Raw genomic sequence first — 12,922 nt, 5'->3', positions numbered from 1 at the left:
GGCGGTGGGGTGTTGGCTAGGGGGTGTTGTTTGGATCAGGTCGGCTCCAAGTGACGGCGCCTTGCAGCGGGGCCGAGCGGGGTCTGGTGCGTGCAGCTGCAAGGCGGAGGAGGGCGCCAGGGCGGAGCCCTGGCAACCGACGACAACGCCGCAGATGTGCGTGCCAGACCCCGCGACCCCGGCAAGATCCAAACGACACCCCCTAGCGATACGAGGCTTTGGTGCGGATCCGGGAGACCGCGAGCAGCACCAGCAGGGTCGCCGCCATCAGGACCACGGCGATGGCGGAGCCGGTGAACAGGGCACCGCGGTCGGTGGAGGCGTAGATCAGGACCGGCAGCGGGGTCCAGTCCGGCGGGTAGAGCATCATCGTGGCGCTCAGCTCGCCCATGGACAGGGCGAAGCAGAGGCCGGCGGCGGCGGTCAGGGACGGCAGCAGCAGCGGCAGCCTGACCCGCCACAGGACGCGGGCCGGGGAGGCGCCGAGGGAGGCGGCGGCCTGCTCGTACGCCGGGTCGAGGCGGGTGATCGCCGCCGACACCGACTGGTACGCGAAGGCGGTGACCAGGACGGAGTGGGCGATGATCACGATCCAGCGGGTGCCGTTGAGCAGCATCGGCGGCTGGGAGAAGGCGACGAGTGTCGCGAGGCCGACGACGACGGAGGGCACGGCGACCGGCAGTACGAACAGGGCGTCGACCACCTTGCGGTGCCGCTTCTTCAGCGCCGCCGCCGCGAGCGCGGCCCAGGTGCCGGTCGCGAGCGCGAGCAGGCTGGCGGTGACCGCGGTGACCAGGCTGGTGGTGAGCGCCTGGAGGGCCTCGCCGCGGGTGGCCGCCTCGTAGTTGGCGGTGGTGAAGCCGGAGGGCAGGACGCTGGACCAGTTGGTGGCGAAGGAGGCGCCGAGGACCACGAGCAGCGGGAGGGCGAACAGGGGCAGGAAGAGGAGGAGGAAGACCGTCCACACGGCCCACCTCGCCCCGCGGTTATGCACCAGCACGGCGGCTCACCACCCGGTAGAGGCTGTAGAGGCCCACGGAGATCAGGACGTTGACGACGGCGACCACGCAGGCGCCCGGGTAGTCGGACTCCAGCATCGCCTTGCTGTACACGAGCGTCGGCAGGGTGGTGACGCCCTTGGCGCCGGTGAAGAGCACGATGCCGAACTCGTTCAGGCACAGGACGAGGACCAGGCTGCCGCCGGCCGCGAGGGCGGGCAGCGCCTCCGGCAGGATGATCTGCCGGACGATGCGCGACGTACGGGCGCCCAGCGAACTGGCGGCCTCCAGCTGGCCGGTGTCCAGCTGCGAGAAGGCGGCGAGCAGCGGCCGCATCACGAACGGCGTGAAGTACGTGATCTCCGCGAGCAGCACGCCCCAGGGCGTGGTCAGGAACTGGAACGGCCCCTCGGCGGCCCCCGTGACGTCGGTCCACGCGCCGTTGGCCATGCCGACCGTGCCGTAGATGAAGAGCAGCGCGAGCGTGATCAGGAAGGACGGGAAGGACAGGAAGACGTCGATGAACCGGGCCACCGCCCTCGCCCCCGGGAACGGCACGAAGGCGATGACCAGCGCCAGCACGAACCCGAGCACCAGGCAGCCGACGGTGGCGGCCACCGCCAGCCACACGGTGGTCCACAGCGCCTCGCGGAACGCCCCCGAGGCGAAGACGTCGGCGTACGGCTGCAGCGAGGTGCCGCCGGTGTCGGGCTGGAAGGACTGCTGGACGACGAGGGCGAGGGGGTAGAGGAAGACGAGGGCGAGGAGGGCGACGGGAGGAAGCGCCCACAGAAGCGGCCCATAGGGGCGCGGGGCTGTGCTCGATTTCCGGCTGCCGCCGGGCGGGCGCGCCGAGCCCACGACGGGCCGCGGCTCCGCAACGGCCTCAGCCATGGTTCACCCCTGCGGGCAGCAACACCGCGTCCTCGGGCGCGAAGTGCAGGCTCACCGGCTCCCCGTGAACCGGCGGCGTCTTCAGCTCGCGCAGGTCAGCCATGACGCGGTGCCCGGCGACATCGACGTACAGCCGGTGCGTGGCACCCCGCCACTGGATCTCCCCCACCGTGCCGGTGAGCCGGTTGGGCCCGTCGCCGAGCCCGACGAGGTGCGGCCGTACGCACAAGGTCGCCGTCGCCCCTGGGGCGACACCCCCCGTGTCGACCTTGATGTCCGCGTCTCCGAAGGACACTCCCCCGGCGCCGACGGTCACCGGCAGCAGGTTCGCGCCACCCACGAAGGACGCCGTGAACTCGTCGGCCGGCGCCCGGTACAGCTCCCTCGGCGTCCCGCACGCGCGCAGCTTCGCCTTGTCCATGACCGCGATCCGGTCGGCGAGGGTCAGCGCCTCCACCTGGTCGTGGGTGACGTAGAGGATCGACACGTCGGGCAGTTCGCGGTGCAGGCGGGCCAGTTCGGCGAGCATGCCGGAGCGCAGCTGGGCGTCGAGGGCGGACAGCGGCTCGTCGAGGAGGAGGACGTCCGGGCGGATGGCGAGGGCGCGGGCGATGGCGACGCGCTGCTGCTGGCCGCCGGACAGCTCGCGGGGGTAGCGGCGGGCGTAGGCGCCCATGCCGGTCATCTCCAGGGCCTCGGCGACCCGCTCCCGTGTCTCGGCCCGGGCGGCCTTGCGGGCCCGGAGCCCGAAGGCGACGTTGTCCGCCACCCGCATGTGCGGGAACAGGGCGTACTGCTGGACGACCATGCCGATGCCGCGTCGGTGCGGAGGCAGGTCGGTGACGTCGCGGTCGCCGAGGAAGACCCGCCCCGAGGCGGGCCGTACGAACCCGGCGACCGCCCGCAGCGCGGTGGTCTTGCCGGATCCGGACGGCCCGAGGAGCGCCATGACCTCGCCGGGTTCGACGGTGAGGTCCAGGGCGTCGAGGACCACGTTGCCGTCGTAGGCGACGGTGACCTTGTCGAAGCGGATGCCGCTGGTGGTGGTGGGGGCACTGGTGGTGGTCGGGGCGCTGGTGGCCATCAGCCGGCTCCTCGCAGGAGGGCGGGCAGGTCGGCGACGGAGTCCAGCACGTGGGTCGCGCCCGCCTCGCGGAAGGCGTCGTCGCCGTGGGCCCCGGTGCGCACGCCGGCGACCAGGCCCGCGCCGGCCCGTACACCGCTCAGCACGTCGTACGAGGTGTCGCCGACGACGGCGACCTGGCGTACGGCGTCGGCGGCCTTGGTGCGCAGGAAGGCCTCCAGCACCATGTCCGGGTAGGGCCGTCCGCGCCCGCCCGCGTCGGCGGGGCACAGGGTGAGCGGCACCAGGCCGCGCCAGCCGAGGGCGCCGAGGATGGCGTCCTGGGTGACGCGGGCGAAGCCGGTGCTCAGGACGACGGTGCGGCCGTCGGCGGCCAGTTCCTCGACGGCCTCGCGGGCGCCGGGAATCGGGGCGATCAGGCCGCCGTCGACGAGTTCGCCGTACGCCTTCTCGAAGGCGGCGTTGGCGTGCTGGGCGCGGTCCTCGTCGCCGAACAGGTGCCGGAAGACGGAGATCTTGGACTCGCCCATGGTGGCGCGGACGTAGTCGAGCTTCTCGGCGTGGTCGTCCGTGCCGGGCTCGACGCCCAGTTCGCGGGCGGCGGCGTCGAAGGCGCGCTCGACGAGGCCGCCGTCGGCGACGGTGGTGCCGGCCATGTCGAGGACGACGAGGCGGATGTCTGTCGTGGTCATGGTGGTCATGGCGGTCGTGGCGGTCATAGGTGCTTTCACCAGCCCAGTTCGTTCGCGGTGGTCTCGGCTATCGCGGGTGAGCAGGTCATGCCGCGCCCGCCGGGCCCGGTGACCAGCCACACCCCGTCGCGGACCTGCTGCCGGTGCACGACCCGGCTCTTGTCGGTGCACTGCGCGTACACCCCGGCCCAGCGGCGGCGGATCCTCGGCAGCGGGCGGCCGAGGAGGGACTCGACGACGCCGGTGAGGTGCTCGTAGGGGTCCTCGACGGTGTCGAAGGCGAAGGGGTGCTCGTACTCGTGGGTGTCGCCGATGGTCAGGCCGCCGTCGGCGCGCTGCACCATCAGCAGCTGCATCTTGTGCTCCGCGGCCGTGGCCGGCTGCGGCTGCCGCGCGTTCAGCTCGTCCAGGGCGGGCGAGCCGTACGCGGGGTAGTAGCGGAAGCTGTCGGCGTCGGCGACCGAGGTGGTCAGCGTTTCGCCGAGGGGGTCGGTCTGCATCATCTGGAGGCGGACCCTGCGCACGGGCAGGTCGGGCCCGGCCAGCTCGCGGACGAGGCCGCCGAGCCAGGCGCCGGTGCACAGGACGACGACATCGCCGGTGTGTACGTCGCCGTGGTCGTCGCGGACGGCGTTCTCGCCGATGACGTCGCGGACCTCGCGGCCGGGCAGGAAGGTGTAGCCCGGGGACTTGAGCAGTTCGGCGCGCAGGGCGAGCTGGGCGGTGCGCGGTTCGACGGCGGCGTCGCGCTCGCAGTACAGCGCGGCGTCGAACTCGCCGCGCAGGGCCGGGTTCAGGGCGCGGGCCTCACCGGGAGTGAGGAGCTTGTGGCCGCGGGCGGCGGCGTCCGGACGGGCCACGGCCGCCTCGGCGACCGCGCGTTCCAGGTCGCCGCGGACCGGGGTCAGGGAGCCGTTCGGGCGGAAGCCCAGCGCCGGGATCCGGCCGCCGATCTCCTCCCACAGCTCCCGCGCCCGAAGCGCGGTCTCCAACTCCTCTCCACCCGCACGGCCACTGACCCAGATCTGGCCGAAATTGCGCAGCGAGGCGCCGCGGGCCTCGGTCTCGCGCTCGATCTGTACGACCTCGTGGCCGCGGTTCACTGCGTGCCAGGCGTGCATGGTGCCCACCACGCCGGCTCCGACGACTATCACTCTCACGACCGCCACGCTCCTTGGCATTGGGGAACCGGAGGAATCCGGCTGACAACGAGAGCGTGAACTGGTCTCCAAGTTTGGGCTAGACCCGTTATCTTTCCGTTACCAAGAGGCGGGGTTCGACGGGATGTGGGACGGCGTTTTTCAGCCGCGCAGATGGGTCGTGAAGGAGAAGCGGTCGCCCCGGTACAGCGTCCGGACGCGTTCCAGCGGGCGGCCCCCCGTGTCCCGGGAGACGCGGTGGATGAGCAGCATCGGAAGGGCCGGCGGGGTGCCGATCAGCAGGGCCTCGCGCGGGGTGGCGAGCACGGTCTCGATGCGTTCGTCGGCGTCACCGAAGGCGATGCCCTGCTCGGCCAGGTGGGCGTAGAAGGACGAGTCCGGGTCGAAGGCCGTCGCCAGGTCGGGGATGCGGGACACGGCGACGTAGGTGCTCTCCAGGCCGACCCGCTCGTCGTCCGCGAGCAGCACGCGCTCCAGGTGCCAGACGGGCTCCCCGCGCGTGAGGCCGGTCTCGGCGGCGAGCGCGTCCGGGCAGGGGAAGCGGTCGAGGGTGACGAGCGCGCGGCCGGGGGTACGGCCCTGGCGCCGGACGCCCTCGGTGTAGCTGGCCAGGGACAGCGGCTGCTCCAGCTTGGGGCCCGCGACCACCGTGCCGCGTCCCTGCCGGCGCAGCTTGCCCTCCAGCACGAGTTCGCGCAGGGCCTGCCGGACGGTCTCGCGGGCGACCTCGTACCGCTCGGAGAGGTCCCGCTCGGTGGGGATGGCGCTGCCCTCCCCCAGTTCGCCGACCAGACGGTCGATCCGCGCCTTGACGGCGTAGTACTTCGGCACGCGGCCGTGCTCCGGGATCCCGGAGCGGACGGGGGCGCCCGGGGCCTGGTCGTTCGGGTAGTCCACGGAGGGATGGTCGCAGATGGGGTGGTGGGGGTGCGGGGGTGGTGGGGGTGCGGGGGTGCGGGGGTGGGGGTGCGGGGGTGGCGGGGGTGCGGGGGTGCGGGGGTGGGGGTGCGGGGGTGGCGGGGGTGCGGGGGTGGCGGGGATGCGGGGGTGCGGGGGGGGTGGGCGCCCGCGGCCCCGGCGCCCCGGCGACCCGGCCCGGTGCGTCTCAGCGGCGTCTGCGGGCCAGCAGTACGGCCGCGGCGCCGGCGGCGACGAGCAGGGCGGTGGCGCCCAGTGCCGCGTCCACCCGGCCCAGTCCGGTGCCGGCGAGTTCGTCGGCGAACGGGATGCCGGTGCCCTGGTCGTCCGGGGTGGCGGCGACGGAGGGGGCGGCGGGGTCGGCGGAGTCGGACGGGGCCGCGGGGTCGGTGCCCTGCTCGGCGGCCGGCTCACGGGCGCCGACGCGGAAGCGGTAGTCGTTCGACTGGCCGATCCACTCCCCGTCCCCGCCGCGGCGCTGGACGACGGCCGCGTTGGCGGTGACCTCGCCCGGCGCGGTGTCCGAGGTGAACGCGAGCCGCACCTTGACGGTGAGGGTCCTGCCGGGGCCGACGGTGAAGCCGGGGAACCCGGAACCCGCGTCGGCGGCGTCCTCGCCGAACGCGCCGATCAGCTCGTCCCGGTCGGTCGCCTCGAAGGCGACGGGCTGCGGCCGGGAGCCGTCGTAGAACTCCAGGCGGGGCTGCGACGGCTCCAGGGCCCGCTCCTCGTCGACGAGGACGACGACAGGGTGGATGCCGTCGCAGCTGCGGGAGGTGGTGTTGGTGAGGTCCAGGTACCAGGTGCCGTAGCCGCCGCCCGCCTCGTAGCCGGCGGGGCCGCCGTGGATGCGGGTGGTGAGGGGGAAGGTGTGGTCGTCCGGGGCCGTACAGGCGGGCAGCGGGGCCCGGGGGTCCGCGTGCGCGGGGGTGGCGGGCGCGAGGACGGCGGACGCGGAGGCGGAGGCGGCGAGGAGGGCGGCTGCCGCCACCAGGCAGGGGGACGCGGGCGTGAACAGTCGCATAAACACATGAGCGTGCCGATGGATCGCGGATGCGGGCACCGCCATTCGGGCCATGACGCCCGGACGGAGGGCGGGGACCACTCGATCGGCGGCCCGCCGCTGCCGACATCGCACTGTTCGCGCCACACGGCGTGAAAGTGGCGCAATCACGCGTTGCCGCTCCGCTTCGGGGGCCGCAGCCTGGGTGCGGGAGCGCCACGGGAGCGCTCCCACGCCACCGACGCCCGACGCCCGACGCCTACGGAAGAAGGACGAGAAGGTCCCATGGATTGTCATATACATGCCCATCGCGTGCGGCGCCGCCTGACGCTCGTCCTGAGCACCCTCGCCACGGCGCTGCTGCCGGCCCTCCTGCTGACCACGCTGACCCCCGCGCCCGCCGCAGCCGCACCCGCAGCCGAGTCGGCACCGGCACCGGCACCGGCACCGGCACCGGCACCGGCACCGGCACCTTCCGTCCCCCTCCCCTCGCTCAGCGCCACCACCACCCAGGTCGCCTCCGGTCTGAGACGGCCCACCGCCCTCGCCGCCCCCGACGACGGCACGGACCGCATGTTCATCACCGAGAAGCGCGGCACCGTCCGCGTCTACCACCCGGACACCGGCCTGGCCGGGCCCCCGCTGCTCGACATCACCTCGGCCGTGGACGAGTCGGGCAACGAGCGCGGCCTGCTCGGCATCGCCCTCCCGCCCGACTTCGCCGACAGCCAGGACCTGTACCTGGCGTACACGGCACTCCCCGACGGCGCGGTCACCCTGGCCCGTTACCGGCTCGACGAGGCCCGCCTCGAACCCCTGCTCTCCCAGGAGCACGCCGAGTACAGCAACCACAACGGCGGCCAGCTCGCGTTCGGCCCCGACGGCAACCTGTACTGGAGCATCGGCGACGGCGGCGGCTCCGGCGACCCCTTCGACGCCGGGCAGCGGCTGGACACCCTGCTGGGCAAGATCATGCGCGTCGACGTGAGCCGCGCCTGCGCCCCGCTCGCCTACTGCGTCCCCGCCGACAACCCCTTCGTCGGCACCGAGGGCGCCCGCGCGGAGATCTGGCAGTACGGGCTGCGCAACCCCTGGCGGTTCTCCTTCGACCGCGCCGACGGCTCGCTGTGGATCGGCGACGTCGGCCAGGGCCGCTGGGAGGAGATCAACCATCTCGCCCCCGGACAGGGCGGACTCAACCTGGGCTGGTCCTGCTACGAGGGGCTGGAGAAGTTCACCGGCGGAGACTGCGCGCCGGGCGAGGAGTACACCGAGCCGGTCTTCACCTACTCCCCCTACACCGGCGGCTGTTCGGTGATCGGCGGGCACGTCTACCGGGGCGAGCAGTACGCCGACCTGGTCGGCGGCACCTACATCGCCACCGACTACTGCTCGTCCACCGTGTGGGCGCTGCGCCCCGACGGCCGAGGTGGCTACGAGCAGGCCGAGATCGGGGAGATGCCGACCCAGGTGACGTCGATCGGCACGACCGTCGACGGGGAGTTCTACGTCGTGAACGACCTGCCCGGCGGCCTCCACCGCGTGTCGTTCACGCGCGAGGAACCCACCTGCCGGGTGGACCGTACGGTCACGGCCTGGGGCACCGGTACGACGGTCGACCTCACCGTCACCAACACCGGCGACGCCCCGGTGAACGGCTGGACGCTCGAGTTCCCGCTGGCCCTCGGGCAGACGGTCGTCTCCGACTGGAACACGGAGCTGACGCAGGGCAGCAACACGATCTCGGCGGGCAGCGCCCCGCACAACGCCGCCATCGCGCCGGGCGCGAGCGTGACGCTGGGCTATCTCGCCGACCACACCGGTGACGCGTCGCCACCGCCGCGGTTCATGCTCAACGGGGACGCGTGCGCGGTGGGCCGCTGAGCGGCGGCGCAGGCCCGCACGGGGGCTCGTCCGGCACGGGGGCTCGTCCGGCACGGGGGCTCGCCCGGCACAGGGGCTCGCCCGGCACAGGGGCTCGCCCGGCACAGGGGCTCGCCCGGCAGGGGGGCTCACCCTCGGCAGGGGGCTCGCCCGGCACCGGGACGCCGGCCGGGCCCCCGTCAGGCGTCGCCGCGCCCGAACAGCGGCGCGAGCAGCAGCTGGGCGGCGCCCTCCGCGACCCCGCGCGTCCCGCCGGGCGCGATCCGCACCGGTACGGCGCCGTCGCGTCCGCCCTCGCGCCGGGCGCGGGCGTCGAGGACGGCGCCGACCCCGTGGACGAAGGCCTCGGGCGCGGCGGCGACGGTACGGCCACCCAGCAGGACCAGGTCGATGTCGAGCAGCCCGACGAGGTTCGCGGCGCCCGCGCCCAGCACCCGCGCCGCCTCCGCGAGGTCGCCGCGGGCCACGGCACCGAGGCACAGGGCCTCTATGCAGCCGCGGGCACCACAGGTGCAGGGCGGCCCGTCCAGCTGGACGACCTGGTGCCCGAACTCCCCGGCGCCGGTCCGGGCGCCCCGGTGCACGCCGCCACCGAAGACGAGGCCGGCGCCGAGTCCCGTACCGAGGTGAAGGTAGGCGAAGGAGCCGCCCGCGCCGGCGCCCTGACCGCCGCCCGCGCTGCCCCCCGCGCCACCACCCTGTTCGCCGCCCGCGCCGCCACTCTCTGCGCCGCCCACGCCGCCACCGCCTCCGCGACCGCCCGCGCCGCCACCCTCGCGACCGCCCTCGCCCTCACGACCACCTTCACCGCCGCCGTCGCGGCCACCCGCACCGCCCCGCTCACCGCCCTCACCGCCGGCCGCGAGACCGACCGCGAGGCCCAGCGCCGCCGCGTTGGTGTCCTTGTCGACGACGACCGGCACGCCGAGCCGCCGCGCCAGCGCGTCCCGCAACGGGAACCCGTCCCACTCCGGGAACCCCGTGACCCGGTGCAACACGCCCCGCACATGGTCGAGCGGGCCCGGCAGGGCGACGCCCAGGCCGAGGAGGGTGGGCGCGGCGGCGAGGGTCCCTCCCGGCGGGTTCAGCGTGTCGGCGACCAGCTCCCGGGCCACCCCCGCCACCGCCTCCACCACGTCCGCCGCGCCCGCGCCCAGGTCCAGCGGGGAGCGCCGCTCCCCCACCACGGCACCGTCGAGGTCGGCCAGCACCGCCCGCAGCTCGTCCCGGTCCAGGTGGACGCCGAGCGCGTGGCCCGCCTCCGGCACCAGGCGCAGTACCGTGCGGGGCTTGCCGCCCGTGGACGCCCGGCGTCCGGCCTCGGCGGCGAGACCGTCCTCCCGGAGCCGGGCGGTGATCTTGCTGACCGCCTGCGGGGTGAGCCCGGTCCGCTCGGCCAGCTCAAGCCGGCTGATGCCCTCGGCACCGGCGGAGCGCAGCAGGTCGAGCACCAGAGCGGTGTTGTGGCTGCGCAGGGCGAGCAGGTTGGCACCGCCCGCCGCGAGGCCCACACCCGTACCCGCACCGGTACCCGCACCCGCACTGCCGCCGTACGCGCCGCGCCCGTCGTACCCGCCGACCTCATCGTTCGCCCTGTTCACGCCTCCATTGTCCCCGGCGCTTGCACTTTGGCAACAGCGTTGCGAAAGTGGGAGGCATGACTGGTACTCCTCCCGGCAGCCCCCTGCGCGTCGGTCTCGTCGGCTACGGCCTCGCGGGCTCCGTGTTCCACGCCCCGCTGATCGCCGCCACCGAGGGCCTGGCCCTGGACACGGTGGTCACCTCGAACCCCGACCGGCAGCGGCAGGCCCGCGCCGAGTTCCCGGACGTGCGGACCGTCGCCGCTCCGGACGAGCTGTTCGAGCGGGCCGCCGAGCTGGACCTGATCGTCATCGCGTCCCCGAACAAGACGCACGTACCGCTCGCGACGACGGCCCTGAAGGCCGGCCTGCCGGTCGTGGTGGACAAGCCGGTCGCGGGCACGGCGGCCGAGGCGCGCGAGCTGGCGACGCTGGCGGAGGAGCGCGGCCTGCTGCTCTCCGTCTTCCAGAACCGCCGCTGGGACAACGACTTCCTCACCCTCCGCAAGCTGCTGGCCGAGGACGCGCTGGGCGACGTATGGCGGTTCGAGTCGCGCTTCGAGCGCTGGCGGCCGAAGCCGAAGGGCGGCTGGCGCGAGTCCGGCGACCCGGCAGAGATCGGAGGTCTCCTGTACGACCTCGGCAGCCACGTCGTCGACCAGGCACTCGTCCTCTTCGGCCCGGCCACGCAGGTGTACGCCGAGTCGCTCGTCCGGCGCGCCGGCGCGGAGGCGGACGACGACACGTTCATCGCGATCACGCACGCGAACGGCGTCCGCTCCCATCTCTACGCCTCCTCCACAGCCGCCCAACTCGGCCCCCGTTTCCGCGTCCTGGGCTCGAAGGCCGGTTACGTCAAGCACGGCCTGGACCCGCAGGAGGCGGCGCTGCGCGAGGGCAAGCGGCCGGGCCCCGGCTGGGGCGAGGAGGACGAGTCGCTGTGGGGCCGCGTGGGCTCCGGGGAGTCCCCGCTCACCGGCGGCGGACGCGTTGAGGCGACCGTGGCGGGCGACTACCCCGCCTACTACGCGGCGGTGGCGAAGGCCCTGCTGGACGGCGGCCCGAACCCGGTCGGTGCCCTGGAGGCGGCCGCCGCCCTGGACGTACTGGAGGCGGCCCGCCGGTCCGCCCGCGACGGAATGGTGGTCACCCTGTGAGCCCGTCCCCCGACACCGCTGTCCCGACCGTGGAGGAACTGGAGGCGCAGGAGCGCCGCCTGGTCTTCCGCCGGTTCACGAACGACGACGCGTGGGCGCTCGGCTCCCTCCTGGTCGAGCTGGCCCGGGAGCGCCAGGCGCCGGTGGCCGTCGACATCCACCGCGCCGGCCAGCAGCTCTTCCACGCGGCCCTGCCCGGCTCGACCCCCGACAACGACGCCTGGATCGCCCGCAAGCGCCGGGTGGTGGAGCGGTACGGCTCCGCGTCGTACCTGGTCGGCTCGCGCTTCCGCGCCAAGGGCACGACGTTCGAGGAGTCCTCGCGGCTCGACGCCGACACGTACGCGGCGCACGGCGGCTCGTTCCCGATCACCGTGGCCGACGTCGGTGTGATCGGCTCGGTGACCGTGTCCGGGCTGCCGCAGGTCGAGGACCACCGGCTCGTGGTGGAGGCGCTGGAGCGGTTCCTGGGCGAGTAGCCCGAACGGCCCCGGACGGCGCGCTCGGGGAATCACCGGTGGGTACCTGTGGTTGGCAGGCAGGTACGCAGGATGATCACGGTGCCCACCGGAGGGATCGCAACCGATGAACGACGCGACGGCTTCTCTGAAGGAATCGGTCGGACGGTACGGCGTCTGGAGCGCGCGACTGCGCGCCGAGGACCCTGACCAGGCCGGCGAACGCGCCGAGGCCGCCGCCGAGTTGGAGCAGCTCGGCTACGGCGCCCTGTGGCTGGGCGGCAACACGGCGGCCCGGGACGCCGCCCCGCTGATCGAGGCGACCTCGCGGATCGTCGTCGGCACCAGCATCCAGAGCATCTGGGAGCACGAGGCGTCCTCGGCGGCGGCGAGCTTCGCCGAGCTGGAGGTGTCCCACCCCGGCCGCTTCGTACTCGGCCTCGGCGTGAGCCACGGCCCGCGGGTCGAGGGGTACAGCCGCCCGTACTCGACGATGGTCGGCTACCTCGACGACCTGGACAAGGCGGGCATGCGGGCCGGCCACCGGCTGCTCGCGGCGCTCGGCCCCAAGATGCTGGAGCTGTCCCGGGACCGGGCGGCCGGCGCGATCCCGTACCTGGTCACCCCCGAGCACACGGCGCAGGCCCGCGAGCGCCTCGGCGAGGGCCCGCTGCTGGCGCCGGAGTTCAAGGTCGTACTCGACTCCGACCCGGCCCGCGCCCGCGCGACGGCCCGCGCCTACCTCGCCATGTACCTGCGGCTGCCGAACTACACCAAGAACTTCCTCAACCTCGGCTTCACCGAAGCCGACGTCACCGGCGGCGGCAGCGACCGCCTCATCGACGCCGTCTTCGCCTGGGGCAACGAGTCCACGATCCGCGCCCGCATCGACGCCTTCCACACCGCGGGCGCCGACCACGTGGCCCTCCAACTGGTGCAGGACGACATGACGTCCCTGCCCAGGGAGGGCTGGCGCCGACTGGCTTCACTGCTGGCGTAAGGAGAAGCGCCCCGTAGGGGCGCGGGGCTGTGACATGTGCGGCTCCGCCGCGCGGGCGCGCCCAGCCACACACAACCCGCGGCCGACAACGCAC

General features: G+C 74.1%; 12 protein-coding genes. 4 read left to right on the top strand and 8 right to left on the bottom strand.

Annotation, left to right across the window (positions count from 1 at the left end; all coding sequences use genetic code 11):
* Positions 1-202: 202 nt before the first annotated feature.
* The 7 genes from RI578_RS25185 to RI578_RS25155 form a co-directional block, all read right to left on the bottom strand.
* Positions 203-1,000, bottom strand: coding sequence for an ABC transporter permease subunit (locus RI578_RS25185; RefSeq protein WP_310873192.1), 798 nt, complete (start codon positions 998-1,000; stop codon positions 203-205).
* Positions 987-1,892, bottom strand: coding sequence for a 2-aminoethylphosphonate ABC transporter permease subunit (locus RI578_RS25180; protein WP_310873191.1), 906 nt, complete (start codon positions 1,890-1,892; stop codon positions 987-989). The genes RI578_RS25185 and RI578_RS25180 overlap by 14 nt, the downstream gene beginning before the upstream one ends.
* Positions 1,885-2,976, bottom strand: coding sequence for an ABC transporter ATP-binding protein (locus tag RI578_RS25175; protein ID WP_310873190.1), 1,092 nt, complete (start codon positions 2,974-2,976; stop codon positions 1,885-1,887). Before RI578_RS25175 ends, RI578_RS25180 begins: the two co-directional genes overlap by 8 nt.
* Positions 2,976-3,695: a phosphonatase-like hydrolase gene (locus RI578_RS25170; RefSeq protein WP_310873189.1), complete on the bottom strand. Its 720-nt coding sequence runs from the start codon at positions 3,693-3,695 to the stop codon at positions 2,976-2,978. The genes RI578_RS25175 and RI578_RS25170 overlap by 1 nt, the downstream gene beginning before the upstream one ends.
* An 8-nt stretch (positions 3,696-3,703) precedes the next feature.
* Positions 3,704-4,849 (bottom strand): TIGR03364 family FAD-dependent oxidoreductase, encoded by a 1,146-nt coding sequence (locus RI578_RS25165; RefSeq protein ID WP_310873188.1) that lies wholly within the window; start codon positions 4,847-4,849, stop codon positions 3,704-3,706.
* 120 nt (positions 4,850-4,969) lie between these two features.
* Positions 4,970-5,725 (bottom strand): GntR family transcriptional regulator, encoded by a 756-nt coding sequence (locus RI578_RS25160; protein ID WP_310873187.1) that lies wholly within the window; start codon positions 5,723-5,725, stop codon positions 4,970-4,972.
* A 208-nt stretch (positions 5,726-5,933) separates the two neighbouring features.
* Positions 5,934-6,770, bottom strand: a complete 837-nt coding sequence (locus tag RI578_RS25155) for a hypothetical protein (protein ID WP_310873186.1) — start codon at positions 6,768-6,770, stop codon at positions 5,934-5,936.
* Between the two features lie 291 nt (positions 6,771-7,061).
* Here RI578_RS25155 and RI578_RS25150 point away from each other — a divergent pair, with 291 nt between their 5' ends.
* Complete coding sequence (locus RI578_RS25150; protein WP_310873185.1) at positions 7,062-8,633, top strand: PQQ-dependent sugar dehydrogenase; 1,572 nt, start codon at positions 7,062-7,064, stop codon at positions 8,631-8,633.
* 179 nt (positions 8,634-8,812) lie between these two features.
* Here RI578_RS25150 and RI578_RS25145 read toward each other — a convergent pair whose 3' ends face one another.
* Positions 8,813-10,234, bottom strand: coding sequence for an ROK family protein (locus RI578_RS25145; protein WP_399061341.1), 1,422 nt, complete (start codon positions 10,232-10,234; stop codon positions 8,813-8,815).
* 56 nt (positions 10,235-10,290) lie between these two features.
* On the opposite strand from RI578_RS25145, the gene RI578_RS25140 reads away from it, so the two are divergent.
* The 3 genes from RI578_RS25140 (at position 10,291) to RI578_RS25130 (ending at position 12,828) form a co-directional block, all read left to right on the top strand.
* The gene (locus RI578_RS25140; protein ID WP_310873184.1) at positions 10,291-11,370 is read left to right on the top strand and encodes a Gfo/Idh/MocA family oxidoreductase; all 1,080 of its coding nucleotides are present in this window, start codon (positions 10,291-10,293) and stop codon (positions 11,368-11,370) included.
* Complete coding sequence (locus RI578_RS25135) at positions 11,367-11,849, top strand: heme-degrading domain-containing protein (protein WP_310873183.1); 483 nt, start codon at positions 11,367-11,369, stop codon at positions 11,847-11,849. The genes RI578_RS25140 and RI578_RS25135 overlap by 4 nt, the downstream gene beginning before the upstream one ends.
* 106 nt (positions 11,850-11,955) lie before the next feature.
* Entirely contained in the window at positions 11,956-12,828 is an 873-nt protein-coding gene (locus tag RI578_RS25130; protein WP_310873182.1) for an LLM class F420-dependent oxidoreductase, read from the top strand.
* Positions 12,829-12,922: the final 94 nt, after the last annotated feature.

This window comes from Streptomyces sp. BB1-1-1 (assembly GCF_031597775.1).
Taxonomy (GTDB): Bacteria; Actinomycetota; Actinomycetes; order Streptomycetales; family Streptomycetaceae; genus Streptomyces; species Streptomyces thinghirensis.
This window is presented reverse-complemented; position numbering and strand designations above follow the sequence as displayed.

What these genes read in the sequence shown, in the direction of transcription:
- RI578_RS25165 (WP_310873188.1), bottom strand. Translation starts at nt 4,849, where the DNA reads ATGCCAAGGAGCGTGGCGGTCGTGAGAGTGATAGTCGTCGGAGCCGGC.
- RI578_RS25180 (WP_310873191.1), bottom strand. Translation starts at nt 1,892, where the DNA reads ATGGCTGAGGCCGTTGCGGAGCCGCGGCCCGTCGTGGGCTCGGCGCGC.
- RI578_RS25175 (WP_310873190.1), bottom strand. Translation starts at nt 2,976, where the DNA reads ATGGCCACCAGCGCCCCGACCACCACCAGTGCCCCCACCACCACCAGC.
- RI578_RS25140 (WP_310873184.1), top strand. Translation starts at nt 10,291, where the DNA reads ATGACTGGTACTCCTCCCGGCAGCCCCCTGCGCGTCGGTCTCGTCGGC.
- RI578_RS25170 (WP_310873189.1), bottom strand. Translation starts at nt 3,695, where the DNA reads ATGACCGCCACGACCGCCATGACCACCATGACCACGACAGACATCCGC.
- RI578_RS25130 (WP_310873182.1), top strand. Translation starts at nt 11,956, where the DNA reads ATGAACGACGCGACGGCTTCTCTGAAGGAATCGGTCGGACGGTACGGC.
- RI578_RS25155 (WP_310873186.1), bottom strand. Translation starts at nt 6,770, where the DNA reads ATGCGACTGTTCACGCCCGCGTCCCCCTGCCTGGTGGCGGCAGCCGCC.